A 23,942-nucleotide genomic window follows, 5' to 3' on the forward strand; every position below is an offset into this window, starting at 1 on the left:
CGGTGGTCGGCTTCGCGGGGCCGAGGCGAGCAGGGCGTGGCCGCCCTGCTCGCGGTGCTCCGCCGGCCGGGGAAAGCTCGCTGGATCGGAGCGTGCGGGTCGGGCTCAAAGGCGTGGGTCGTCGCGCTCCTCGGCACGGCTACAAGCCGCCGGCCGACGGCCAGGAGGTAGCTCAGGCCGCTTCCATCGTCAGCAGGGTGCGCTTGGCTTCCTCGCCTCCCGCGTACTGGCCGTACGAGCCGTCGGAACGGACTACCCGGTGGCAGGGGACCACCACCGGCAGCGGGTTGAGCGCGCACGCCGTGCCGACCGCTCGGACCGCCTTCGGGCTTCCCGCCGCCGTTGCCACCTGGGCGTAGCTCTCCGTGTGGCCGTACGCGATCTCCGGCAGGTGCTCCAGCACCGACAGGCGGAACCCGCGCGCCAAGCGGAAGTCCAGCGGGACGTCGAATGCTCGGCGGCCGCCGGTGAAGTACTCGTCCAGCTGGCGGACCACCAGGTCGAGGCGGGCCGGTGCCCGGAGGATCCGGGGGCTGATCGCCGACGCGAGGTCGGCCAGTACCGCTTCGTGGTCCTGGCGGTCGAAGGCCACCTTGACCAGACCTTGGGGGGTCGCCGCCAGCAGCAGGGAACCGACCGGGGTGTCGAGCGTGCGGTAGGCGACGTCCAGCAGGCCCTCGCGCTCCGCGGCGGTGGTCAGCCGTTCGTGCAGGCGGTCCGGCAGGACTTCGTAGGCCACCGGAAGCGACGGGATGATGTCGATCATGAGTGCGCTCCTTCCAAGGGGTAGGTGGCCCGCAGGGTCTTGACGCCGTCGGCGGCCGCCCGGCGGGCGGCGTCCGTGCTGCCCCCGGTGATCTCCGCGATTTCGCGGTAGGGCAGCCCGGCCAGGTAGTGGTAGGCGACGGCGGTGCGCTGCTTGTCCGGCAGCTTCGCGAGCGCGTCCCACAGGTCGCTGTCCGGCACGCCGGTGCCGCCGGGCCGGTCCGGGATCTCGCCCACCGGCAGCGGGTGGCGCGCCTGCGCGCGGGTGACGTCGATGGCCTTGCGGTGCGCGATCGTGACGAGCCATGCCTGGACGTTCGCCTCGGCGGGCAGATCGGGGTACGCCTTGAGGGCGGCCAGGAAGGTCTCCGACCAGGCGTCTTCGGCGTCGGCGGGGCCGAGCACGGCCCGGCAGACCCGGAGGACCATCGGCCCGTGCTCGGCCACGACTTGCTCGAACGGTTTCACGATCACACCTTGTAGACGTCCGGGAACGCCGCAACGTGAGATCGAGTTTGTCACGCGTACGGGTAAACCCAGTACCCGTCCCCGTCGAGGATGTGGTTGTTCACCACGAACTGCCCGATGCTCGCCAGAAGTGCCTGGTAGTCGCTGTCGAGCACCGGCTGGACGGCGTACGACGGACCCCGGTCGACGCCGGGAGCGGGCAGCGTCGCGCCGTCGTAGGTGGTGTCGAACGGGTAGACCGCGCAGGCGTTGACCTGCCCGTCCGGCCGCGTCGCGTACCCCGGGCCCCAGTGCTGCGTGCAGGCCAGCTCCGCGGTCGCGCGGTGGGTCGCCTGCGCCGCCGTGTCGTAGAACAGCCGGGTGATCGGGTACGACCGGCCCGCGCTCCCGCCCTGGTAGCCGGGGTTGCCCGGCGCCAGGTGGCCCTGGGACGTGCCGGGGTACGTGCTCGGGAAGTTCACCAGCGCGGCCCGGACGAGTGCCGCCGACGCCGGGAAGCCGGACGTCGCCGAGTTGTCGAGGATGTACAGCGGCTGGAACCCGAACGTGCAGTCGCTGCCCGCCGCGTACGCCGGGTTCAGCAGCCGCGCGACGTCGCAGCGCAGGGAGGCGCTGTGGGCGCCGGTCACCAGCGTCGTCCGGTCGCCGGTGTCCTCGGCGACCAGGTGCCGCTCACCGACGTACCAGGTGCGCTGCTCGGCCTGCACCGCCGGCGAGTCGGTCGCCACCGGCACGTCGGTGCCTTCCATGGTGAACACGTGCGTCTCGTCGGACTGCGCCCGCCAGTCGGCGATGCTCTTGACGACCTGCGCGGACGGCGTGTCGCAGTGCGCGCTGCCGGTGGTGTAGCGCGGACTGCAGCTCATCGAGATGCCGAACTGCATCGCGTCGGTGACCACGCCGGACAGCGACCAGCCGACCATCCGCGTGGCGACTTCGAGCTTCCGCTGCGCCGGCAGCAGGTTGCTGGTCGAGATGACCCGCGCCCACACCGTGCCGGTGACCGCGCAGCCCGCTTCGGGACACGCGTAGCGCTGGTAAGCCATGTCGGTGATGGTGCAGCCGGCGAACCGGTTCTTCGTCCAGTACCCGGCGCGGATGTCCTTGTGGCACTCGTCGAACGTCACCGGCGTCGGGACGTTCTGGTCGAGCCCGGACACCAGAGCCCGCTGCGCCTGGGGCATTGCCGCGGGCAGCTTCCGCAGGTCGAGGGACTTCGAGAGCGGGACGCCCGCCGGGACCTCGCGGAAGACGCCGACCGAGCGGTCCGGCGCGGCGTGCGCGGTGGCCGGGACGGCGGTGAACACCGTGACGAGGGTGACGAGGGCGCAGGCGACCCGTCTTCGATTCGGCATCGCTCCCCATTCCGGCCGGTCCGGAAATCGATTCACGGACAAGGGCTGCCACGCTAGCGCAGCCCGATCCGGGTGGTCACTCCGACGAAGGAGTGAACGGAAGTCGTTGCCCCATCGGGCAAATCACGACGCCGGGGCGATCCCGGTGACGACCGTGGCGCCCAGCTCTTCGGACTCGTGGACGCGCGGCGTCAGCCCGGCCGCGGCGAATATCCCGCCCAATACCGGAGCCTGCCGTTCACTCGATTCGGTGAGCAGGATCCCGCCGGGCGCGAGCCACTGCAACGCGCCCGCGGCGACGCGGCGGGCGAGGTCGAGGCCGTCCGTGCCACCGTCGAGCGCGACGCGGGGTTCGTGCAGCCGGGCTTCCGGCGGCATGGTCGCGACGGCGTCCGAAGGCACGTACGGGACGTTCGCCATGAGGACGTCGACCCGGCCGCGAAGCGACGACGGCAGCGCGTCGTAGAGGTCACCCTCGTGGACCTGCGCGCCGGGGAGGTTCACCCGGGCACAGGCGACGGCCGCGGGCTCGACGTCGGCCGCGTGCAGCTCACGCGGGCGCAGCGCGGCGGCGAACGCGGCGGCCAGCGCACCCGAGCCGCAGCACAGGTCGAGCACCACCGGATCGGGCGGCGCGAGCGAGACGGCGACGTCGACCAGGAACTCGGTGCGGTGGCGTGGCACGAACACCCCGGGCCGCACGGTGATCCGCAGGCCGTGGAACTCCGCCCAGCCGAGCAGGTGCTCCAACGGCAGCCCGGCGACGCGGCGTTCCACCAGCGAGCCGAGCTCCGCCGGCGTCGTGGCGGCGGCGATCAGCAGGTCCGCCTCGTCCTCGGCGAACACGCAACCCGCGGCGCGCAGCCGCGAGACGACAGTCGAAGTGTCCAGCAAGGAACCGAGGCTACCGGACCTCCACCGCGTCCCCGACGCTCAGGCCGTCGAAGAACGCCGCCGAATCGGCGTCGGTGAGGTGGACGCAGCCGTGCGACGGCGCGTCGAGCGGTCCCGCGTGGAAGGCGATCCCGCCGGCGGCGAAGAACACCGAGTTGGGCATGTCGGTGCCGTACACGCTGCTGCGGTGCTCGCGGTCCTTCCACACGACGTGGAACGACCCGGCCGGCGTCGCCTGTTCGGGCGGTCCGAAGCCGGCCGGGACCGGGCCGCGCACGACCTTGCCCTCCCGCAGCAGCCAGGCCAGCCGCTGCGCCAGGCTCACGCACGCCCCGGTCGTCACGGCACACGGCGGGGCGGGCGGCGGCGTGGTCGTCGTGGGGGTGGGTGTGGCCGTCCGGGTCAGCGGCAGCGGCTCGGCGATCGGGCTCGGCGTCGTCGTGCGCGGTGCCGCGCACGAAACCGTGACCAGCATCAACCCCAGCAGGGGCACCACCCTGGTTCCGCGCATCCGTCTTCCCCTCGCCGAAGGTCCTCCCGGTGTGCAGTACGGGTGAAGGGCCCCGAAGGTTGAGCCGGGCGTGCACCCGGGTTGTCCCTGCGTGCACCGCGGCTACCGCGGCGGGTACCCGGGCGGTCAAGGTCGAACCATGACGAAGCTGAGCGCCGAGCAGATCGCCCGGCACGCCTACCAGGCCGGGTTCCGCGGCCAGGGCCTGACCACCGCGGTCGCGGTCGCGCTGGCCGAGTCCGGCGGCCGGACGACCGCGCACAACGCGACCCCGCCGGACGACTCGTACGGCCTCTGGCAGATCAACATGCTGGGCGCGCTCGGTCCCGAGCGGCGTCACCAGTACCACCTGAAGTCGAACGACCAGCTGTTCGACCCGGACACCAACGCCCGCGTCGCGAACAGCATCTCCGGGGACGGCCACGACTTCACGCCCTGGTCGACGTACACGAACGGCGCCTACAAGCACCACCTCACGGCCGCTCGCAGGGCCGCCCAAGACGTGGCGAAGCACCACGGCAAGCCCTCCCACACCGGTGGCGCGAGCGGCGGCCCGCTCCGGGTGGACGACGCGGTGCTGCACTCCTACGTGGGCCGGACCCGGCACGTCGCCGACGCGCTGGGCTCCGCGACCGGGCACCTGCGCGACGTCCGGGAGATCGGCCACGAGAGCTTCGGCAAGATCGGCCGGGAGTCGGGCTTCGCCGACGCGCTCGCCGGCTTCGTGCTGGCGCTGCAGCGTCAGGTCAAGGGCGTCGGCGCGCACGCCGACGGGCTGGCCGGCGCCGCGCAGAAGGCCGCCAAGACCTACCGCGACCACGAGACGGCCACCGCTGCCGCGGTGAACGGAATGGACTGACATGGACACCGCCGCGCTCGCGCACTCCTTCGCGAAGGACCTCCTCGCGCACCGCACCAAGCTCGCCGGGAAGGCCGAGGACGCCGTCCGCGCCGAGTACGCCCTGCACCAGGTGGCCGGCACGCTGGACGCGCAGCACGACGCCTACCACAAGGAAAGCGCCACCGTCCTCGAACACTGGCACGGCCACGGCGCCGACGGCTTCCGCCACACGAGCGCGAAGCTGACGAAGGAGCTTCGGATCACCGGCGCGGCCGGGGCGGCGGCGGAGAAGGTCGTCGCGCACGTGGCGTCCACAGTGGACTCCGGGCACACGGCCGTGCAGCGGCTGGTCGACGAGTACACCGCGCAGGCGAAGCAGGTTCTCGACGCGGGTGTCGCGGCCGGGACGCAGGCCGCGCTGATGCGCGCGGTGGGGCACGCCGCCGACCTGGCGCCGCAGTACACGCGGCAGTCGGCCTCGACGCTGCGGCACGTCGACGCGGAACTCAAGGCGGCGGCGAAGAAACTGCACGAGCTGCGGAAGGACCTGACCCACGACGGCGTCCTGGACAAGCCCGTGCACCCGGCGAAGGCGACGCATCCGAGCAAGGCTTCGGGACGGGGCAAGGACGTCGTCCACGCGGCGCGCACGCAGCTGGGCGTCCGGGAGAACCCGCCGGGCAGCAACCGGAACCCGTACGGGCCGACCGCGGCGTGGTGCTCGTCGTTCGCGACGGCGATGTGGCGCAAGGCCGGCGTGCAGATCCCGGTGCTGCCCTTCAGCGGCGACGTCTTCCACTGGGGAGAGCGCAACGGCCACGCCTACGGCAAGCACGCACTGCACGAGGCGCGGCCGGGCGACGTGCTGATCTTCGGCACCGGCCCGCAGAACACGTCGACGAGCACGCACATCGGCATCGTCGAGAAGGTCGAAGGGAACCAGGTAACGATGATCGAGGGCAACTCCGGCGACGCCGTCCGCCGGAACACGCACACGCTCTCGGCGTCCACGTTCTACGGAGGGGTCCACCCGTGATCACCGGAAAAGCCGCGGACCGCACGGTCGCCGTGGAAGTCGCGCCCGGCGGGGCGTTGCAGGAGCTGACGCTGGAGGCCTCGGCGCTGAGGCTGGAGCCGGACGAGCTGGCGCGCCGGATCCTGGTGCTGGCCGCGGCCGCCTCCGCACGGGCCACCGCTTCGCTGTGGCACACCCGGGACGGGGTGGCCGCGCTCGGCCTGCCCGAGCCGGGCGAAGCCGCGGAAGAGACCACACCGGACAGCTGGCGGGCACAGTGAACCCCGAAAAGACGGCGCTCGAGCTGGCCGACGACGCTTTCGCGGCCCCGGATCCGGGGTACGGCGCGCGGCTGGCGGCGATCCGCGCCCCCGCGGCGGCCGACGGGGTGGCGGTGCTGGTCGATCTCCACGGAGCGCTCGTGGACCTGCGGTTCGACCGGTGGGCGCTGAACCGGTCACCGGGGGAGCTGGCGGCGACGATCCGGCGGCTGGCTTCGGAGGCCGGCGCGGACGCCCTGCGGCAGGGACGCGAGCTGCTGGGGGACCTGCTGCCGGGGGAAGCCGGGGGCGGCTCGGAAGGCCCGCGGATCGGGGTGCGGCCCGCGAGCGAGCCGCACGGCGTGGCGGGCGGACCGGAGATCCGGCCGCGGCGGGACCCCGACCCCGACGATTTCCTGCCGGTGACCTGGGCGACCTGACCGCGGGGTCGTGAGTGGGAAACAGGGTTAGAACACTGTTTCCCACTCACGACCGGCCGCGGCAGACGCGGGTCAGCGGGCGTCGTCGACCATCCGCGCCACGCGGTCGGCCAGCCAGGCACCGTCGGCGGGCGTGACCATCACCCACGGCTCACCGGCCACGTCCTCCGGCGTCACCGCGTACCTCCCGGCCGCCGTGTCGAACCAGGCCAGGACCGGGGTGCGGCCCGCCGGGCCGGTCGCGGCCAGCTGGCCCGCCGCGTACCGCTCCGCCGTGACCAGCGTCGCCAGCGGCCGCACCGCGCGGCCGGTGATCCCGGCCGCGCCCAAGGCCCGCTCGAACGCGTCGTACCCGCCGCGCGCGTAGGCGTCCATCGCCGCCGAGTACGCCGCGCGGGGGAGGCGGAGCTGGTCGCCCGGGCCCGCCCCGAGGTCGCCCAGCATCCGGGCCACCGCGGGGACCAGATCGGCCGGGCGCAACGGTTCCAGCACCAGGTCACGCTCGTCCAGCACGGCGAGCACCCCGGCCGCGTCCCGCACCGCCGCGAGCAACCGCCACGGCGCTTCGCCCAGCACCAGCGCGTCGACGCTCAGCGACGGCGCACCCAGCAGTACGAACAGGTCCGCCAGCTCCGGGTCGACGTCGTCGCCGTCCGTGAGGCCCACCTCGGTGAGGCCGGCGAAGACGCGCACGCCCAGGTCGTCGCGCTCGGCGTGGGTGGCGCCGTGCGCCGGCACGTCGAACGGGTACGGCGGTGGCCCGCCCGGCCCCAGGTCCTCCCAGAGGAGATCGAACTCCAGATGCGACAGGATCACTCCGGCCGCCGTCGCGGTGCGCCGCGCCATGGTCCCCCTTCCCGTGGTGAGCGACGGCCGTCGGGCACGATGGTGCCGATGGCCGAGCCGCAGTCGATGGACGTCCCCGCGAGCGGGTACCTCGTCGTCCGCGCTTCCGGCGCGGCGGCCGCGCGTGCGGCGATCCTCGGTGGCAGCGGCGACCCCGAAGGCATCCAGCTGCTGCTGCGCTGCCCCGTCCCGCGGGCGGTCGCCGAGTCCGGCGCGAAGCTGACGTACGCCGACGCGACGCTGCACCTCCAGCCGTCCGGCGTCGTGCTGCTGACCGTCGCGGCGGCAAAGCTGACCCTCTCGTTCGCGGAGCTGCGGCCGCTGATGTTCCGGCCGGTCGAGGTCGACGCGCCGTTGCGCGCGTTGTTCGCCGGAGCGGTGGCGCACGTCCTGGCGGCCGGCCCGCGGCTCGACCCGCACGGGCTCGCCCACCACCTGCTGGGCCTGGCCGAGCTCGTGCTGCGCAGCGCGCTGCGCGTCGAACTCGACCGCGTCGACGCTTTGGCGGCGCGAAGGCGCGAAGCGCTCGAGTACATGCGCGCGCACCTCGGCGAGCAGTCGCTCAGCGCGGACAAGATCGCCGAAGCGCTGTACATCTCGCGCCGGCGGCTGTACCAGCTCTTCGACGACGGCCAGGGCGTGTCGGAACGGCTGAAGGGCCTGCGGGTCGAGCGGGCGAAGGCGTTGCTGGCGGACCCGGCGAAGGCGGCGCGGGGGATCGCGGAGATCGCGCGCGACTGCGGGTTCACCAGCGCCCCGCACTTCTCGCGGACGTTCCGCCGCGCGACGGGCCGGACCCCGCGCGAGTTCCGCGAGCAGGCTCTGCGGGGGTGAGGTCGACGCCGGCGACGAGCGTCCCGGCCAGGCCGGCGACCTCCAGCCAGCCGCGGCCGCCGGGGGAGTGGAGCGTGAACACGGCCGCGCGCGGCCGGTCCGGATCGAGGACGACGGCCTGCAGCTGCGCGCCGGACAGGCCGATCCGCTCGACGATCACCACCGGGTAGCCGCGGCCGGTCCGCGCGTGGCTGACCTCGCGGATGCCCGGGGTCGTGTCGGCGACGAAGTGACCGAGGTCCGCGGCGTCGTCGACGGTGGCGTCCACCGCGACGACTCCGGCGATGAGCAGCGCGGGGTCGGCATCGCGGTGCTCGACCAGGGCCAGCAGCCCGGCCCGCTGCTCGTGGGCGATCTCCGCGCACTGGACGGCGGCCGCCTCCAGGCCGAGGTCCCGGGCTGCGTCGGGGCCGCGCAGGCGGGCCATCAGCGCGTGCAGCTCGGCGGTGGTGCGCGCGACCGAGTCCAGGCTCACCGGGGTGATCCCCGGAACGGCGGGCAGTTTCACCGGCCACCCAGTGCCGCGGTGAACGCGCCGACCGCACCCGCCGGCGGGGCCACCGGCACGACGGGGGTCTTCGCGACGGTGACGCCGAGCTCTCGTCCGAGAGCCGAGAACGTCTCCAGATGCGTTGTCACGCCACGGAAGTCGGGTGCGCTCGGCAGGGGGGCACCGTCGCCGAGGGCCCGCAGCCGGTCGGCGACGCGGGCCGCTTCGGCTGTGTGGCCGCGTTCCAGCTCGCGGGCTTCGGCGAGGACGCGGTCGAGGTCGTCCTGCCGGGCCGCGAGCCGGGTGCGGGCCGCGGTGAGGTCCGGGTGCCTGGCGGGGGAGAACTGCGCCTCGGTTTCGGCCTGCTCGACGTCGTCCCGGGCGCCGGTCACGGCCTGGCGTGCGGCGGTGGCCCGGTGGTCGAGTTCTTCGGCCCGGCGGTGGTGGGCGAGGAGGGTGCCGGCCCAGTCGTCGAGGATCGCGGCGGCCGCGCGCAGGGCTTGGGGGACGGCGGCGAGGCCGGCCGTGGCTCGTCCGGCGCGGTCGGCGAGCGCTCGCGCGGATCGCCCGGCCCACTCGGGGATTTCGCCGGGGGCGGGGATTTCACCGAGCCGCGTCGCGGCGGCGGCGTAGCGGCGGGCGGCTTCGGAGACGGCGTCGGGACGGCCGGGCACCGGGTCGAAGCCGAGACCGCGGAACTCAGCCATCGGCCCGGCCGGATGCGGGTGCGGGGGTGGCCGTGACGGGGTCAGCCATCGGCACGGCCCAGTTCGCCGGCCGCGGCGGCGTCCGTTGTCCGGTACGCCTGCGCTGCCGTCCGGACGTCGGCGGCCGCCGCGGCGAAGTCCGTTTCCACGGCCCGTATCCTGCCCGACCACTCGCCGGCCAGCACGGCGAGCGCGCCCGACACCACCGCCGGGCCGAGGTCGCCGGAAGCCGCGGTCTCGACCTGGGCCGCCGCCGCGGCGTGGTCCTCCGCCGTGTCTTCGAGCCGGAGCGCCAGCGCGTCGAGAGCCGCCGGATCCGCGTGGAAGCCGGTCATTCGCCGAACACCGGTGGGTACGCCGGGGGCAGGTCGTCGAGCAGGTCGTAGCCGTCGGCGTACTTGTCGCGGTGCTCGGTGTCCTCCTCGCGGCGCGTGCCCTGGCCGGGCGGGTACATGCCGTACCCGGTGCCCGCGCCCCGGCCGCTCGCCGAGCCGGGGCCGAAACCCGACGCCGCGGCTCCGAAGCGCCCCGCACCGGCCCGCCCGCCTTCGCCGAGCGCTCCCGGACCCGCGATACCCGCACCGGCTGCACCCGAGCCGACGAAGCCGGCGAAGCCGGGCCCCGGCGCAGTCCCCGGCGACCCGGGCCCCGCCGCGCCGATCACCCCGTCGACGCCGCCGGGCACGCCGGCTCCGGTGAACGCGGGCGGCAGGGCGGACGCGGTCGACGTCGCGTCGTCCGGCACCCGCTCCGGCCCCCGGTCCGGTTCTCGGTCCGGCGGCGGAGCCTGGACGACAGGCGCGTGGGGCACGCGCGGAACCACCGGGTCCGGACCTGCCGCACTCACCTGCGGCGCCGTGTCGAACGCCGGAGGCAGGCGGTGGCGGACGTCGTGGCTCGCGCTCTCGTACTGCTCCATCACGCGGACCGCTTCGGCCTTGGCGTCGTCCGCCTGCTTCTTCGTCGGCAGCTTGTCGTCGAGCAGTTCGTCCAGCATGTACGCGCCTTGGGGCCCGTCGAGCCGTTTGACCGCGTAACCCTCCTTGAACCACCGCTCGGCCCAGTAGTGCACCGGTTCCGGCATCTTCCGCCGGGCTTCGCCGATCGCCGAGGTGTAGGTGTCGAGGCCGTCGCCGATGTGCCGGGCGTTCTCACCCGCCGTGCTCGCCCAGCCGGTCAGGCGCTGCACCGAGTCCGCCGCCTGCGCCGCCGACGGCCCGCGCCACGACAGCAGCAGCTTCTGCACCAGCGTGTGGACGTCACCGGTGGCGGTGTCGACGCCCCGCGCGAGCTCGGCCCACCGGTGCGCCTGCTCGCCGAGCCGCGGCGGGTCGGCCGACTGCACCATGTCCCACAGCTCGCGGTGGTCGTAGCTGTCCCAGTTGATCCTGCCGAACGAGTCTTCGCGGTTGTTCACGGCTTTCTCGCGCCGCACCCGCCGCGCCTTGGCCTTTTCGCGCGCGGTCGGCTCGTGGTGCGTGGAGTGGAACTCAGGCATCGCGCTCACCTGTCCGCAGCGAAGCCGCGGCCTCCTCGTCGTTGCTCCGGTGCGCCGTCGCGACGGTCTCGAGCGCCTGCCGCAGCGAAGCGAGCTCGCCGAGGTAGGACTCCAGCGCGGCCTGCACGCCCCCGGCCTCGGCGCCGCCGCGCAGCCCGAACGAGCGGCGCATCCAGTGGGAGACCGGCCCCTTGCCGTCGGCCAGCGGAGTGCCCAGGTCGCGGGCGCCGGCGAGGTAACCGGACAGCTCCTGGTGACGCGCGTCGAGGGCGTTCTTGGCGGCGTCGATCTCGGCGTAGTCCAGCTCGAGGACGTCGGTACCGTCGGCGACCAGCGCGGCCGCGCCGGTGCCCTGCGGCATCGCGACGGCCGAGGCGTTCTCCCTCGGTTCGTCCCGCTCGTTCTTCTCGCGCTGGTGCTCCGCGCGCAGCTGCCGCCGCGCGTCGGCCTCGTCGCGCACAGTCGCCATGGAGGTCCTTCCCTTGCCACCCAGGCGTCCATCCTGGCCAATGCGCGCCGCGATGAGAAGGGACGCCCACCCGGGTGCACGGACGGACACGAACACTGCACAGGCGGATAGGGCAGGATGTCCGGATGATGACGCGTCGTGCGTTCGGAGCCGTCCTCGTCGCCCTCACCGGGCTCGTCGTGCTCGCCGGGCCGGCCCAGGCCCAAGCGCCCTCCGCGCCGACCGCGGTGGACACCAGCGGCATCCCCGGCTGGATCTGGATCGTGGTGGCGGTCGTCGGCCTGCTCGCGGTGATCGTCGTCGGCCTGCGCCAGCTGAAGGGGCGCGGGAAGGACTGAGCTACTCCCGCGGAACCGTCACGACCCACCGCCCGGGCCGCCGGCGCAGGTAGCCCCACCAGTACAGCGCCGACACCACCAGCACCCCGGCGGTGATGCCGAGGTCGAGCGCGCTCTGCTCGACCAGGACGTAGGCCAGCGCCGCGACGGCGAGCACCGGCACCACCGGCCAAGCCGGCATGCGCCACACGTGCGGTTTGCGGTGCGCCGCCCGGCGGGCGCGAAGCGCGGCGGCCGCGACGCTCAGGTAGAGCGCGACGACGGCGACCCCGGTGACGCCGCTGAGCGTGTCCACCGGCACGAAACAGAGGACGGCCTCGGACAGCCCGACCACGAGGGTCGCGACCCATGGCGCGCCGAACCGCTCGCTCACCACGCTCATCGCGCGGTTCACCGGCGCCGGCCACGCCTGATCCCGCGCGGACGCGTAGAGCACGCGCGAGTTCTGGATGACCATGACGATCACCGCGTTCACGATTGCCGCCGCGATGCAGAGACTGATCGCGGCGCCGACGGCGGAGGTGCTCCAGCCGGTGACGAGCGCGGTGAGGTCGACGCCGGCGAGCGCGGCCGCGTCCGGCACCGCGAGGGTGACCGCGACGACCGGCACCAGGATGACGAGGGCGCTGATCCCGAGCGTCCAGAAGACGGTCCGAGCGACGGTCCTGCGCGGCTCGCGCATCTCCTCGGCGAGGTAGACGGCGGTGCTGAAGCCCTGCACGACGAACAGTGCGACGGCGAGCCCGGCGACGACGCCGATCAGGCCGATCCCGCCCGTGCCGAGGCTCGGCTCGACCAGCACGGCCGGGCTCTGCGTGGTGTGGGTGAACCCGAGCAGCGACACGACGAAGATCGCGACGATCTCGATGACCAGGAAGATCCCGGTGATCCAGGCGTTGGAGCGCAGGTTCAGCAGGCCCATCACGGTGGACGCGAGCATCACGAGCGCTCCGGCGATCGACGGGTCGATGTCCGCGACGGCGGCGACGTAGCCGGCGACGCCGATCGCGATGATCGGCGGCACGACGAGGATGACGACGAACGACAGCACGAACGTCAGCCAGCCGGCGAACCGGTTCGCCACCGTCGTGACCATCGCGTATTCGCCGCCGGCGCTCGGCACCAGCGTGCCGAGCTCGCAGTAGCAGAAGGCGATCCCCACGCAGAGCAGCACCGCGAGCGCGATGGCGAGCGCGGTGCCGGTGCCGAGGTCGGCGAACAGCGGGGGCACGAGGACGAACAGCGACGACGCCGGCGTCACGCAGCTGAGCGTCAGCAGCGTGCCGCCGCCGACGCCGATGGACCGGGTCAGCGTGCGAGGTCCGGCCGGCGCGGGGGCGGTGCCGGCTTCGGGCGGGGCGGGAGTGCGGGGCATCGGCGTTCCCTCCGGCCGGGGGCAAGGTGCGACGGATGGAACAGCACCGATTCGGTGTTGTCAACGCGCCGAAGACGACTGAATTCGTTGTCCGTCCCGGTGTTAGCCTTCGGATCTAGTCACTCATGGTGACCAGAGCTTCGGGTTTGCCCTGTGTCGCCCGCGTCGGGGATGATCCGGGGCGTGAGCAGCCAGGACACCCCGAGCCGGCCCGCGCCGCCGGTGCTCGACGACATCTCGCGGCAGATCATCGCGCAGCTCCAGGAAGACGGCCGGCGTGCGTACGCGACGATCGGCAAGGCGGTCGGCCTGTCGGAGGCGGCCGTGCGGCAGCGGGTGCAGCGGCTGTCCGACTCCGGCGTCATCCAGATCGTCGCGGTCTCGGATCCCTTGCAGGTGGGGCTGTTCCGGCAGGCGATGATCGCGATCACCGTCGAGGGACCCCTCGAGCCGGTCGGCGACGCACTGGCCGAAATGGACGAAATCGCGTACGTGATCCTCTGCGCCGGGCGCTACGACCTGCTCTGCGAGGCCGTCTGCGCCGACGACGAGGCGTTGCTCCAGCTGATCTCGACGCGGATTCGCGCCCTGCCGGGCGTCCGGCACGCGGAGGCGATGGTCTACCTCAAGCTGCGGAAACAGACCTACCAGTGGGGCTCTCGCTGAGGGTGACGACTAAATCCGAAGGTTCGCCTCGGAAAATGACCATGAATTAGTCGACGCGATTCGTATGGACGACTGAATCGCTTGCTTCGACGGGTGAGTGCGTGCGATAACCGAGGCATGACCACTACCGCCGAACCCGCCCCGGTCGACGCCGCAGGCCTCGCCCGGACGGCCCGCAGCAACCTCTGGATGCACTTCACCCGCCACTCCGCCTACGACGAGACCGACGTCCCGGTGATCGTGCGCGGCGAAGGTCCCTACATCTGGGACGCCCGCGGGAAGCGCTATCTGGACGGGCTCGCCGGCCTGTTCGCGGTCCAGGTCGGCCACGGCCGCGAGGAACTCGCCGAGGCCGCCGCGCGGCAGACCAGGCAGCTCGCGTACTTCCCGCTGTGGGGTCACGCGCACCCGACGGCGATCGAGCTGGCCGAGCGGCTGGCCGCCGCGTCGCCCGGCGACCTGAACCGGGTGTTCTTCACGGTCAGCGGCGGCGAGTCGGTCGAGACGGCGTGGAAGCTCGCCAAGCAGTACTTCAAGCTCGTCGGCAAGCCCGCCAAGCACAAGGTGATCAGCCGCGCGCTGGCCTACCACGGGACGTCGCAGGGCGCGCTGTCGATCACCGGCATCCCCGGCGCGAAGGCCGATTTCGAGCCGCTCGTGCCGAGCACCCTGCGCGTGCCGAACACGAACTTCTACCGCGCGCCCGAGCACGCCGACGACTACGAGGCCTACGGGCGCTGGGCCGCCGACCGGATCGAGCAGGCCATCGAGTTCGAGGGCGCCGACACCGTCGCGGCGGTGTTCCTCGAACCCGTGCAGAACACCGGTGGCTGCTTCGTTCCGCCGCCGGGCTACTTCGCGCGGGTGCGGGAGATCTGCGACAAGCACGACGTCCTGCTCGTGTCCGACGAGGTGATCTGCGCGTTCGGCCGCGTCGGGTACGACTTCGCCGCCAAGCGCTACGGCTACCAGCCGGACATCATCACGACGGCGAAGGGCCTGACGTCCGGGTATGCGCCGCTGGGCGCGGTGCTGGCGAGCGAGCGCCTGATGGAGCCGTTCACCCGCGGCGCGACGACGTTCATGCACGGCTCGACCTACGGCGGGCACCCGGTGTCGTGCGCGGTCGCGCTGGCCAACCTCGACCTGATTTCCGCCGAGGGGCTGTACGACCACGTACTGGGCAGCGAGGCGGCGTTCCGGTCCACTTTGGACAAGCTGACCGATCTGCCGATCGTCGGGGACGTGCGGGGTGCCGGGTTCTTCTACGGCATCGAGCTGGTGAAGGACAAGGCGACCAAGGAGACGTTCAGCGCGGACGAGTCCGAGCGCGTGCTGCGCGGATTCCTGTCCGACGCGTTGTTCGAGGCCGGGCTGTACTGCCGGGCCGACGACCGGGCCGAGCCCGTCGTGCAGCTGTCGCCGCCGCTGATCTGTGGCCAGGCGCAGTTCGACGAGATGGAGCAGATCCTGCGCGACACGCTCACGCAGGCTTGGAAACTGCTGTAGGGCGGGCCTCCGGCCCCCGGTGTCCACGGTAACGGAGGGGACCGACAGTTTCGGGCGACCAGGCCGGTCGGCCGGCCGCGGCGTTGGCCCGAAAGGGCGGGGAATCGCGCGTTCCCCGCCGCGGAGCGGGTTTCTGGGTACCGTGGAGCGCGGGGGGACCGGGGGAGCGGCCGGTGACCGGGCCGCCCGCGTCCGCGCCGACCGGCCGCGCACCGGGAGGAGAACCCGATGACCGCGCCCACGGACACCCCGCGCCTGCCCTTCGAGCGGCCGAGCGTCCTGGAGATCGCCCCGCTCTTCGAGGTGCTGCGCCGGCAGGGCCCGGTCGTCGAGGTGACCACCCCGGCCGGCGACCCGGCCTGGCTGGTCACCGGGTTCGAGGAGGTCCGCGCGGTGTTCACCGACCCGCGCTTCGGCCGTTCGCACCCGGCGCCCGAAGAGGCGTCGGCCCTGTCGGACGCGGCGATCCTCAGCCGGCCGCAGGGCGACCACGAAACCGAGCACGCGGAGCACGCGCGGATGCGGAAGATGCTCGTGCCCGCGTTCTCCGCCAACCGGATCCGGCGGCTCGCCGGCCACGTCCAGGAGCTGGCCGACGGCTGCTTCGCCGCGATGGAGCGCGCCCGGAGCGGGGACGAGCCGGTCGACCTGCACGAGCACCTGTCGTTCCCGTTGCCGGTGCTGGTGATCTGCGAGCTGCTCGGCGTCCCGTACGAAGACCGCGACACGTTCCGGGTGCTGTCCGAGCGGATGGGCCGGATGGACATCGGTTCCGGCGCCGACGCGGCGCTCGACGAGTTCGCGGCGTACATGGGCCGGCTGGCGGCGGCCAAGCGGCGTGATCCCGGTCAGGACGTCGTCTCGGACATGGTCCGCGCGCAGGCCGAGGCCCCGGCGTTCACCGACGACGACCTCGCGCGGCTGGCCGCCGGCCTGCTGTTCGCCGGCCACGAGACGACGTCCAACCGGATCGACCTCGGCGTCCTGTACCTGCTCACCGACCTCACGCGGCGTGACGCGCTGGCCGCCGACCCCGAAGAGCGGACGCACGGCGTCGTCGAGGAGATCCTGCGGCTGTCTGCGCCGGGCGGGCTCGGCGTCCTGCGGTACGCGCACGACGACGTCGATCTCGGCGGGGTGAAGGTCGCCCGGGGCGACGCGGTCGTCCTGGCGCTGGCGGCGGCGAACCGGGACGCGTCGGTGTTCCCGGCCGCCGGCGAGTTCGACCCCGAGCGCAAGCCGAACTCGCACGTGTCGTTTGCTTACGGCGGCTGGTTCTGCATCGGCGCGAGTCTCGCCCGCACGGAGCTGCGCGTCGTGTTCGGCTCGCTGTTCCGGCGGTTCCCGGGGCTGCGGCTGGCGGTGCCGGTCGAGGAGCTGACGGTCCGGACGAACCGGGTCACCGGGGGAGTGGACCGCGTGCCGGTCCTCTGGTAGACCTGCGGCGGCCACGACAGGAGGAAAACGTGACCCTGTGGGACAAACTCGGGATGGACGACAAGCTCGTCAAGGTGCTGCGGGAGATCCCGCCGGGACCGGACGCGTCGGAGTTCGGCCCGGCCTACGTCACGCTCCACCAGCTGGCCGTTGAGCTGGACCAGCGGTTCCCCGAGGTGCGCAGGCAGCTGGACGTGCCCCTGGGCGGCGGCTCGTCCCGGCACGCGGGCCTGGTGGAACTGCTGGGCAAGGAACTGGTCGACAAGATCAAGCGCTACGGCGACGTGTACCCGATCGAAGCGGCGCAGCTGTCTTCGGTGCGGTTCCGCGAGCTGCGGCTGCGCGGCCCGGGCGGGCGTGACCTGGTGGGTGCGTCGCGGACCGACCTGCCGCTGATCCGCCTGCGGCCCAAGGACTGACGGTGCTGCCCCCTCCGCCGGTCCGGGTCCTGGTGGCCGAACGCGACCCGGCGGTGCGGGCCCGCCTGGGCTCCCTGCTGGCCGAGACCGACGGCATCGAGGTGATCGGCTCGGCGTCCGACGCGGCGGCGGCCCGGGCGACCCTCCGGAGCCGGCTGCCGGACGTGGTGCTGCTGGATCTGCGGCTGGCGCCACTGGGACCGGTGTTCCGCCGCCCGGCGGTGGTGGCGCTGGTCACGTTCGACTCCGACGCGGGGATCCTGCGGGCGTTGCGGGACGGGGCTTCGGGGTACCTGCTGCGGTCGGCGCGGCGCAACGAGCTGATCAAGGTGGTCCGGCTGGCGGCGGACGGGCACGTGGTGCTTTCGCCGGACGCTTCCCGCCGCCTGGTCTCGGCGGCGACGCGGCTGTCGGGCCCGCGGGACGAGCGGCTGGCCGGGGTGGATCGGTTGTCCCTGCGGGAGCGGGAGGTCCTGGTCGGCATCGGCTCCGCGCTGACGAACGCCGAGATCGCGACACGGCTCGGGGTGGCGGAGCCGGTGGTGCGGAGCCTGGTGACCCAGGTGGTGCGGAAGCTGGGGTGTGCGCACCGGACCGAGGCGGGATTGCTGGCTTACGAGCGGGGGCTGTGCCGGCCAGGGTGAGAGACGGGCGGCCGACGTGGCGAGGCGATGGTGCCCGACGGTGTGTGTGCAGGTCGGCTGCCGGGGTGTGGTCGGCGGTGTGGCGTGGTGAGCTGATGTGGCCCGGTGGGGGCGAGCAGATCGGGTGCCGGGGTGCGGCCGGAGTCGGAGTGCCCGGCAGCCGTGGCCGCATGCGGGCCCTCGCGGCCGGACCCGCAGCCTCCCGGGGGATACCGCTCCGCCGGTGTGACCCAGCGGAGCGGCCGGGAGCCGTCACCCCAGTGGTGCGAGCCGGCTACTCGTCAGAAGCCGGTCAGGCCGCTGGGAACTCCCACGCCCGTCGGGGCGTCGTAGCCCGGCCCTGCAACGCACAAGTAGTCGTTACCGCACTTCTTGCCGCCGCCCGTCGGGTCGTTGGTGCCCGCCGTGATGTCCGTGAACGAGCTCGCCTTCGCGTAAAGGGACGAGGGCTGGGTCGCTCCCGCGTGTCCGGACCGGGCGATCAAGCCCGCGACGTACGGCGCCGAAGCGCTGGTGCCGTTCGCCGGGAGCCAGCCGCCCGCGTCCGTGTAGTGGATCGCGATGTCTTCCGCCGCCGAGGCGATGTCCGCGACCGTTCGCTTGCCGCAGTGCGTGTCCTTCTGCCACGACGGCTTCGCGATGTACGCCGAGCAGCCGCTGCCGCCGTACTGCCACGCCGACTCCGCCCAGCCGCGGGCCGAGGACGGGTCGCGGGCCAGCGTGGTCCCGCCGACCGCCACCGTCGTCGGCAGGACCGCCGGGTAGCTCGCCGCCGTGAAGCCCGCGTCGCCTGAGGAGGCCACCACCGTCACACCCGGGTGCTGGTAGTGGCTCGCGAACGCCAGCGGTGCGCCGCTCTCCCGGGCGCCGTAGCTGTTCGAGACCACCGAAGCGCCCAACCGGACCGCGGTGTCCTCTGTCTCCGCCAGGTCGGCGAATTCGGGGGTGTTGCCCTCGACCACCAGGATCCGGCACGACGGGCACGCCGCCGACACCATCGAGACGTCCAAAGTGGACTCCATGGCCCAGCCGAAGCTCGCGGCCGGCAACGGCGCCGGAGCACCCTGCTGGTTCACCTTGCGGAAGCAGCCGTTCGCTGTCGTGCACGGCGGCAGGCCGTACTGCGCCCGGTAGGCCGCGAGGTCGGCCTCCAGGTTCGGTGCGTCGTAGGCGATCGAGATGCCGACGAGCGTGTCGGGCCCCGCGTCGGAAGGCAGCCCGTAGGCCGCCGCCAGGTCGTCGGCGCCCCAGCCGGCCGGGCCATCGGCCAAAGCGCGTAGCGAGGTGTAGGTGGTCAGGCAGCGCAGCAGGCCCGGACCCGGGTCCGGACACGCCGCCCGCGGTGCCGGTGCGGCGGACGCGGCCGGGACGAAGGCCCCGAGAGCGACCACCGCGGCGCTCAGCACGCCGATGAGTCTTCTGTGCACAGTGGACCTTCCCCTCAGGACGCGTAGACGTGGTAGGCGGCGGTGATCGATTCGGCCACGGTCGCCCCGGCCGCGTCGGACGCCGTGACACGCAGGGAGACGTCGGTGCCGCGGAACGCGTCCGTGGTCGCGGTGAAGTCCGCGTGGAACACGCCGTTGCCGCGCGGGGTGACCGTCGCGTCCTGCCAGGTCGTGCCGTCGGTCGAGTACTGCACCGTCGCGGCCGCCACCGGGGCGCCCGCACTCTGCTGCAAGTGCCCCACCGCGAGGTCCAAGCCCTGCGGACCCGACGGCGTCGAGCCGTCCGGCCGCAGCCCGCCGACCGCGTACCCCAGCGTCAGCATCGGTTCGACCGCGCACGCCCGATCCGGCCCGTCCGCGCCCCGCGCGCAGTACAGGGCCGGCGGGAGCATGCCGTCGGTGTGCTGGGACTTCCACGTCCACTCGGTGTGGGTCGCCGTGCTCTGGTGGTACATCGGGCCGGTGCGGCCCGCGTCGATCGTGAGCCCCAGCGTCGACGGCCCGGCCGCGACCTCCTGCTCCAGCGCCAGTTCGGTCGATCCCACCGGGTTGCCCTCGGCGATCGTCGCGCCGTCCTGGGTCAGCGTGTAGTGCCCCGTCATCGTGTCCGTCCGCTCGCCGTAGAAGCCGAACCCGGTGTGCCCGGGCTGGTTGTCGCTGAACGGCGTGATCGACAGGCGCAGCAGGTCCCCTGCCCGCGTCGCGGCCGGGAGCTCCGGCGCGCTGCCGTCGGACAGCGGCAGCAGCGCCACCCCGCCCGCCGGGTGCAGCGGGAACTTGTTCCAGTCCTCGGTCACCGAAGAACCGCCCTGGTAGGCGTGGAACGGCTCGTACTGGCCGCCGGCCCAGGCCGGGAACGGCCCGGGCGGGACGTACTTCGAGAACCCGCCGAACCAGCGCAGGTCCGGCGCCGCCGAGACGTACTCGGTCTGCTTCCGGGGCGTTTCGATCAGGTGGGACACCCGGCCGCTGACGTCCTCGAAGGAGAACATCCCGCTGCGCTGCCGCCGGCCGAGCGTGGCGTACTCGCTGAAGTAGGTCGCGTCCACCGCGGCGACGTCCTTCGCCGTGATCACGTACCGCTGCTGCGGAATCGTGCCGATGCTCGCCTTCTGCAGCACGTATTCGTAGGGCGTGCCCGGGCCCGGCGGCGAAATCAGCCTGCTGTACGGGTACGTCTGCAGGGCCCCGGTCCGGACCGGGACCGCGGTCGGCGACACCGAGATCGGCACGCCGGGCCCGGCGTCGAAGTCGACGAGCAGCGCCGGCCCGGTCTTCGCCGCCCGGCGGAAGAAGAACCCGGTGTCGTCGAGCAGCGCCGCCCGCGGCGTCACCCAGGTCACCTTGCTGGAGGCGCGCGAAGCGTCCACGCGGACCGTCTTGTCGGCCTTCACGGCGAACTCGGGCTGCGCGCTGAACCGTACCTCGGTCGGGTTGCCGTCGGCGTCGGCCGTCCAGAACAGGCCGAGCGCGCTGTAGTTCCCGTCCGGCGCGCTGAACTTCGCCGTGCCGCTCGAGAAGTAGTTGAGGTTTTCGTTCGGGTCGAGCAGGTTCCCGTCATCGGTGTTGTACAGGAACGCGACGCCGGTGTCGGCCGGCTTCCCCGCGATGTCGTCGGCGTCGACCGACACCGTGCGCATCACCGAACGGGGCTGGACAGCCCGCCGAGCCGGTGCCCCCGAGAGCGCGAAAGTCTTTCCCCCGGCGAAGAGCCCCTGACCCCCGAAGTGGCCCCTCGCGTTGTCTTCCTTGAACTGCTTGGCCAAAGCGGCACCGAACGCCGCCGGGTCGACCGGGGCCGAAGCACCGGTCAGGAGTGCTTGGACGTCGAACAGGCCCAGATCCAGCCCGCGCCCCAGGTAGGGGAGCGCGGTGCCGGGCAGCTCGTAGTCGCGCTCACCCAGCCGCAGGTGCACCAGCGTCCGCGCCATGCCCTTCTGCGCGGCCGGCTGGACGTCATAGGAGGAACGGCCGTCCGCGGTGGTCCGGACGGTGACCCGCTCACCCGTGGGCAGGGTGGCGGTCGCCGCTGTCGTGGCGGCCACCGCCGGCGGCGGGGCGAGCCCGGCCAGCCCCGCCGAACCGGCGAGCAGGACCGCGAACACCGAAAGTCTTCTTCGCACTGGCACCTCCGTGTGGTGGTTGATCACCACTACCGACGAGCCAGACGCCCGGGCCGTTGAGCCCGGTTCTCGATCTTCCGGAAGTTACCCCGAACGGGTCAGCGACCGAGAGTCAGGAATGGGCCGCGGGCACCGGCCGCGCGACGCCGAAACCCCCGTACGGACCGGCTTTCGCGCGCTTGCGGACCTCGTCGAAGTGCCGGTGCACGGCTTCGGCGGCGGCGTCGGCGTCGCGCAGCAGGAGCGCGTCGACGATGGCCTGGTGCCGTTTCGCGGTGGCTGTCGGCGACGACGCCGGCCCGCCCAGCTCGCTTTCCGCGATCCGGTAGACGTCCCAGAACAACCCGGTGAGCTCGCGGGCGAGGTCGAACCCGGCCTCGGCGCAGATGAGGTCGTGGAACTCGCGGTCGGCCTCCGCGGCGTCCGGGCCCTTGCGCTTCATCCGCGCGACGCAGGCCTGCAGCTCCTCGACCAGGCCGGGCCGGTGGTCGGTGGCGACGCGGCGGGTCAGCTCGGTCTCGAGCATCTCCCGCACCTCCAGCAGGTCGCGCAGCCGGCCGACGTCGGTGGCGCCGCGCGCGCGGGTGCGGAACAGCAGCCAGGTCTGCAGCGACTCCGACCCGGCGGAGCCGACGAACGTGCCGTAGCCGTGGCGGATCTCGACGATGCCGAGGGCCTGCAGGGCCTTGATCGCTTCGCGGATCGAGTTGCGGCTGACGCCGATGTCCTCCATCAGGCTCAGCTCGGTGGGCATGGGTGCGCCCGGCGGGAGCTCCCGCTCGACGATCAGGTCGATGATGCGCTTGGTGATCTCTTCGCTGCGCTGCGGACGGGCCACTGCTGTCCTCCCCGGATGCGTCGTGAGAGGACATCCTACGTCATACGTCCAGAAGGGTTGACCAGCACGCGAACCCATCCTAGGCTCACGCCGGTCATAGGACGTCCCATGTCCTACCGTTCGAGGCCCGCAGGAGACAGCGATGTCCCAGAGCCCGTCGCTCAGCCGCCGCCAGTTGCTGCGCTACACCACCTTCGCCGGTGCGGCCATGGCGTTCCCGACCGTGCTCGCCGCGTGCGGCGGGCCGGCGTCCACCAACAAGACCGGCAGCTCGGCGGGCTCGCTGACCGCCGTCATCGGCTACGGCAACAACCAGACGTGGGACCCGCTGCAGACCGCGTCCGCGTTCTCGATGGCCGCGATCCTGCACTGCTACGAGTCCCTCGTGGAGGGTGACCCGATCACCCGTGCGCCGTTCCCCGGCCTGGCGAAGGCGCTGCCCGCCGACGTCAGCGGCACCAGCCTGAAGTTCGAGCTGCGCGACGGCGCGAAGTGGCACGACGGTCAGCCCGTGACGGCCGACGACGTCGTCTTCACCTACGCCCGCGCGCTCGACGAGAAGGAGAACGTGCTGATCCACAGCTTCTTCTCGCACTGGCTGCAGGAAGTCCGCAAGACCGGCGACCGCTCGGTCGAGTTCGTCCTCAAGTTCCCCTTCCCGTACGCGCTGCAGCGGATCCAGTGCTGCAAGATCGTGCCGAAGCACGTCTACGACGGCAAGTGGGACGACGCGAAGGGCGGCAAGGTCGTCGGCTCCGGCCCGTACAAGGTCGTCGAGCAGGCACCGCTGTCCCACACCAGCTTCGAGAAGTTCGCCGACTACAACGGCCCGCGCCCGGCGGCCTACGACAAGATGCTCTGGAAGTCCATCGTGGACTCCGCCCCGCGCGTCGCCGCGATCTCCGGCGCCAAGCCGGACGCGCAGATCGCCGAGAACATCCCGGCCGCCAACGCCGACCAGCTGCGCAAGGCCGGCCGCACGGTCGAGTTCGCCGACGGCGGCAACAACCTCTTCCTGCTCTTCAACACCGCGCACGCGCCGTTCGACAAGAACCTGGTGCGGCAGGCGCTGCACTACGCCATCGACAAGCAGAAGATGATCGACATCGGGCTGAAGGGCGCCGGCTCGCCCGGCACGTCGTTCATCAACCCGAAGCTGCCGTCTTCGCAACCCGCGTCGCAGGACTTCGCCTACAACCCCGACAAGGCGAAGCAACTGCTGCAGCAGGCCGGGGTGAGCGGCCTCAAGGTGACGCTTTCCACGACGAACACCTCACTGGTCGCCGACTGCGTCAAGGTGATCAAGGAGGGCTGGGACGCGATCGGCGTCCAGACCACTTTGGACTCCCAGGACACCAAGGCGCTGTTCTCCAAGCTGGACGCCGGTGCCGACTTCCAGGTCGTCGCCACGACCAACAACCCGCTGCAGTTCGGCAACGACCCCGACCTGATGATCCGCTACTACTACGACGCCAAGTCCATCCTGACGAGCAAGTACGCCCGCTTCACCGGTCCCGACGCCCAGTCCCTGCTCGCCCTGCAGGACCGGGCCGCGGCCGAGACCGACGAGGCGAAGCGGGCCACGCTGAACAAGCAGCTGCTCGACCAAATCTCCGAGCAGGCGGTCATCTACCCGGTCGTGTTCACCCAGCTCGGCACGGCGTGGGACCCGAAGGCGATCACCGGCGTGCGCGCCCAGGGCTACCCGGGCATCTACCTGAACCAGGCGAAGCCGGTCTAAGAGGAGATCAC

Annotated in this window: 27 protein-coding genes; 12 read left to right on the forward strand and 15 right to left on the reverse strand. The window is 72.6% G+C overall.

Translation table 11 applies throughout. From position 1 onward, the window contains the following. Positions 1 to 172: 172 nt before the first annotated feature. From QRX60_RS35220 to QRX60_RS35240, 5 genes are all read right to left on the reverse strand, one after another. A complete protein-coding gene (locus tag QRX60_RS35220; RefSeq protein ID WP_285995758.1) occupies positions 173 to 766 on the reverse strand; it encodes a methylated-DNA--[protein]-cysteine S-methyltransferase in 594 nt (197 codons plus the stop codon). Beyond that, complete coding sequence (locus QRX60_RS35225) at positions 763 to 1,239, reverse strand: RNA polymerase sigma factor (protein ID WP_285995759.1); 477 nt, start codon at positions 1,237 to 1,239, stop codon at positions 763 to 765. The genes QRX60_RS35220 and QRX60_RS35225 overlap by 4 nt, the downstream gene beginning before the upstream one ends. A gap of 44 nt (positions 1,240 to 1,283) precedes the next feature. After that, complete coding sequence (locus QRX60_RS35230) at positions 1,284 to 2,588, reverse strand: hypothetical protein (RefSeq protein WP_285995760.1); 1,305 nt, start codon at positions 2,586 to 2,588, stop codon at positions 1,284 to 1,286. A gap of 123 nt (positions 2,589 to 2,711) precedes the next feature. Then, entirely contained in the window at positions 2,712 to 3,479 is a 768-nt protein-coding gene (locus QRX60_RS35235; protein ID WP_286003765.1) for a putative protein N(5)-glutamine methyltransferase, read from the reverse strand. Between the two features lie 13 nt (positions 3,480 to 3,492). Further along, on the reverse strand, positions 3,493 to 3,993 hold the full coding sequence (locus QRX60_RS35240) for a L,D-transpeptidase (protein WP_285995761.1): 501 nt from the start codon (positions 3,991 to 3,993) through the stop codon (positions 3,493 to 3,495). 139 nt (positions 3,994 to 4,132) lie between these two features. On the opposite strand from QRX60_RS35240, the gene QRX60_RS35245 reads away from it, so the two are divergent. From QRX60_RS35245 to QRX60_RS35260, 4 genes are read left to right on the forward strand one after another with little or no spacing between them, the layout of a single operon-like run. Further along, positions 4,133 to 4,852 (forward strand): transglycosylase SLT domain-containing protein, encoded by a 720-nt coding sequence (locus QRX60_RS35245; RefSeq protein WP_285995762.1) that lies wholly within the window; start codon positions 4,133 to 4,135, stop codon positions 4,850 to 4,852. A 1-nt stretch (position 4,853) separates the two neighbouring features. Continuing rightward, on the forward strand, positions 4,854 to 5,870 hold the full coding sequence (locus QRX60_RS35250; protein WP_285995763.1) for a CHAP domain-containing protein: 1,017 nt from the start codon (positions 4,854 to 4,856) through the stop codon (positions 5,868 to 5,870). Further along, positions 5,867 to 6,130 carry a YbaB/EbfC family DNA-binding protein gene (locus QRX60_RS35255; protein ID WP_285995764.1) on the forward strand — a complete coding sequence of 88 codons (264 nt, stop codon included), beginning with the start codon at positions 5,867 to 5,869 and terminating at the stop codon, positions 6,128 to 6,130. Before QRX60_RS35250 ends, QRX60_RS35255 begins: the two co-directional genes overlap by 4 nt. Beyond that, a complete protein-coding gene (locus QRX60_RS35260) occupies positions 6,127 to 6,549 on the forward strand; it encodes a hypothetical protein (RefSeq protein ID WP_285995765.1) in 423 nt (140 codons plus the stop codon). Before QRX60_RS35255 ends, QRX60_RS35260 begins: the two co-directional genes overlap by 4 nt. A gap of 72 nt (positions 6,550 to 6,621) precedes the next feature. Here QRX60_RS35260 and QRX60_RS35265 read toward each other — a convergent pair whose 3' ends face one another. Beyond that, entirely contained in the window at positions 6,622 to 7,395 is a 774-nt protein-coding gene (locus QRX60_RS35265; protein ID WP_285995766.1) for an ESX secretion-associated protein EspG, read from the reverse strand. A gap of 48 nt (positions 7,396 to 7,443) precedes the next feature. On the opposite strand from QRX60_RS35265, the gene QRX60_RS35270 reads away from it, so the two are divergent. After that, entirely contained in the window at positions 7,444 to 8,229 is a 786-nt protein-coding gene (locus QRX60_RS35270) for a helix-turn-helix transcriptional regulator (RefSeq protein WP_285995767.1), read from the forward strand. Here the strand turns inward: QRX60_RS35270 and QRX60_RS35275 are convergent. The 5 genes from QRX60_RS35275 to QRX60_RS35295 are packed head-to-tail and all read right to left on the reverse strand — an operon-like array spanning position 8,141 to position 11,393. Further along, complete coding sequence (locus tag QRX60_RS35275; protein ID WP_285995768.1) at positions 8,141 to 8,737, reverse strand: hypothetical protein; 597 nt, start codon at positions 8,735 to 8,737, stop codon at positions 8,141 to 8,143. The genes QRX60_RS35270 and QRX60_RS35275 overlap by 89 nt on opposite strands. Further along, complete coding sequence (locus tag QRX60_RS35280) at positions 8,734 to 9,426, reverse strand: hypothetical protein (protein ID WP_285995769.1); 693 nt, start codon at positions 9,424 to 9,426, stop codon at positions 8,734 to 8,736. Before QRX60_RS35280 ends, QRX60_RS35275 begins: the two co-directional genes overlap by 4 nt. A gap of 41 nt (positions 9,427 to 9,467) precedes the next feature. Then, entirely contained in the window at positions 9,468 to 9,761 is a 294-nt protein-coding gene (locus tag QRX60_RS35285; RefSeq protein WP_285995770.1) for a hypothetical protein, read from the reverse strand. After that, positions 9,758 to 10,924: a PPE domain-containing protein gene (locus QRX60_RS35290; protein WP_285995771.1), complete on the reverse strand. Its 1,167-nt coding sequence runs from the start codon at positions 10,922 to 10,924 to the stop codon at positions 9,758 to 9,760. The genes QRX60_RS35285 and QRX60_RS35290 overlap by 4 nt, the downstream gene beginning before the upstream one ends. Further along, positions 10,917 to 11,393: a hypothetical protein gene (locus tag QRX60_RS35295; protein WP_285995772.1), complete on the reverse strand. Its 477-nt coding sequence runs from the start codon at positions 11,391 to 11,393 to the stop codon at positions 10,917 to 10,919. The genes QRX60_RS35290 and QRX60_RS35295 overlap by 8 nt, the downstream gene beginning before the upstream one ends. Positions 11,394 to 11,518: 125 nt before the next feature. Between QRX60_RS35295 and QRX60_RS35300 the strand changes: the two genes are divergently transcribed. Beyond that, positions 11,519 to 11,731, forward strand: coding sequence for a hypothetical protein (locus QRX60_RS35300; RefSeq protein WP_285995773.1), 213 nt, complete (start codon positions 11,519 to 11,521; stop codon positions 11,729 to 11,731). Position 11,732: 1 nt separating this feature from the next. On the opposite strand, the gene QRX60_RS35305 is transcribed toward QRX60_RS35300, so the two are convergent. Then, the gene (locus QRX60_RS35305; RefSeq protein WP_285995774.1) at positions 11,733 to 13,106 is read right to left on the reverse strand and encodes an APC family permease; all 1,374 of its coding nucleotides are present in this window, start codon (positions 13,104 to 13,106) and stop codon (positions 11,733 to 11,735) included. Positions 13,107 to 13,277: 171 nt separating this feature from the next. Between QRX60_RS35305 and QRX60_RS35310 the strand changes: the two genes are divergently transcribed. The 5 genes from QRX60_RS35310 to QRX60_RS35330 all read left to right on the forward strand — a co-directional run bounded on the left by QRX60_RS35310 (position 13,278) and on the right by QRX60_RS35330 (position 17,781). Continuing rightward, positions 13,278 to 13,772 (forward strand): Lrp/AsnC family transcriptional regulator, encoded by a 495-nt coding sequence (locus QRX60_RS35310; RefSeq protein WP_286003766.1) that lies wholly within the window; start codon positions 13,278 to 13,280, stop codon positions 13,770 to 13,772. A 117-nt stretch (positions 13,773 to 13,889) separates the two neighbouring features. Continuing rightward, positions 13,890 to 15,281 carry an aspartate aminotransferase family protein gene (locus QRX60_RS35315; RefSeq protein ID WP_285995775.1) on the forward strand — a complete coding sequence of 464 codons (1,392 nt, stop codon included), beginning with the start codon at positions 13,890 to 13,892 and terminating at the stop codon, positions 15,279 to 15,281. 228 nt (positions 15,282 to 15,509) lie between these two features. Further along, positions 15,510 to 16,718, forward strand: a complete 1,209-nt coding sequence (locus tag QRX60_RS35320; protein ID WP_285995776.1) for a cytochrome P450 — start codon at positions 15,510 to 15,512, stop codon at positions 16,716 to 16,718. Positions 16,719 to 16,747: 29 nt separating this feature from the next. Beyond that, positions 16,748 to 17,137 carry a hypothetical protein gene (locus QRX60_RS35325; RefSeq protein WP_285995777.1) on the forward strand — a complete coding sequence of 130 codons (390 nt, stop codon included), beginning with the start codon at positions 16,748 to 16,750 and terminating at the stop codon, positions 17,135 to 17,137. Between the two features lie 2 nt (positions 17,138 to 17,139). Next, the gene (locus QRX60_RS35330) at positions 17,140 to 17,781 is read left to right on the forward strand and encodes a LuxR C-terminal-related transcriptional regulator (RefSeq protein WP_285995778.1); all 642 of its coding nucleotides are present in this window, start codon (positions 17,140 to 17,142) and stop codon (positions 17,779 to 17,781) included. Between the two features lie 281 nt (positions 17,782 to 18,062). Here the strand turns inward: QRX60_RS35330 and QRX60_RS35335 are convergent, their stop codons facing one another. The 3 genes from QRX60_RS35335 to QRX60_RS35345 all read right to left on the reverse strand — a co-directional run bounded on the left by QRX60_RS35335 (position 18,063) and on the right by QRX60_RS35345 (position 22,190). After that, positions 18,063 to 19,208: a S53 family peptidase gene (locus QRX60_RS35335; protein ID WP_285995779.1), complete on the reverse strand. Its 1,146-nt coding sequence runs from the start codon at positions 19,206 to 19,208 to the stop codon at positions 18,063 to 18,065. A gap of 14 nt (positions 19,209 to 19,222) precedes the next feature. Beyond that, entirely contained in the window at positions 19,223 to 21,352 is a 2,130-nt protein-coding gene (locus QRX60_RS35340) for a hypothetical protein (protein WP_285995780.1), read from the reverse strand. A 112-nt stretch (positions 21,353 to 21,464) separates the two neighbouring features. Further along, complete coding sequence (locus tag QRX60_RS35345) at positions 21,465 to 22,190, reverse strand: FadR/GntR family transcriptional regulator (protein WP_155543603.1); 726 nt, start codon at positions 22,188 to 22,190, stop codon at positions 21,465 to 21,467. A gap of 142 nt (positions 22,191 to 22,332) precedes the next feature. Between QRX60_RS35345 and QRX60_RS35350 the strand changes: the two genes are divergently transcribed. After that, on the forward strand, positions 22,333 to 23,931 hold the full coding sequence (locus QRX60_RS35350) for an ABC transporter substrate-binding protein (protein ID WP_285995781.1): 1,599 nt from the start codon (positions 22,333 to 22,335) through the stop codon (positions 23,929 to 23,931). Positions 23,932 to 23,942: the final 11 nt, after the last annotated feature.

This window comes from Amycolatopsis mongoliensis, assembly GCF_030285665.1.
GTDB classification, from domain to species: Bacteria; Actinomycetota; Actinomycetes; order Mycobacteriales; family Pseudonocardiaceae; genus Amycolatopsis; species Amycolatopsis mongoliensis.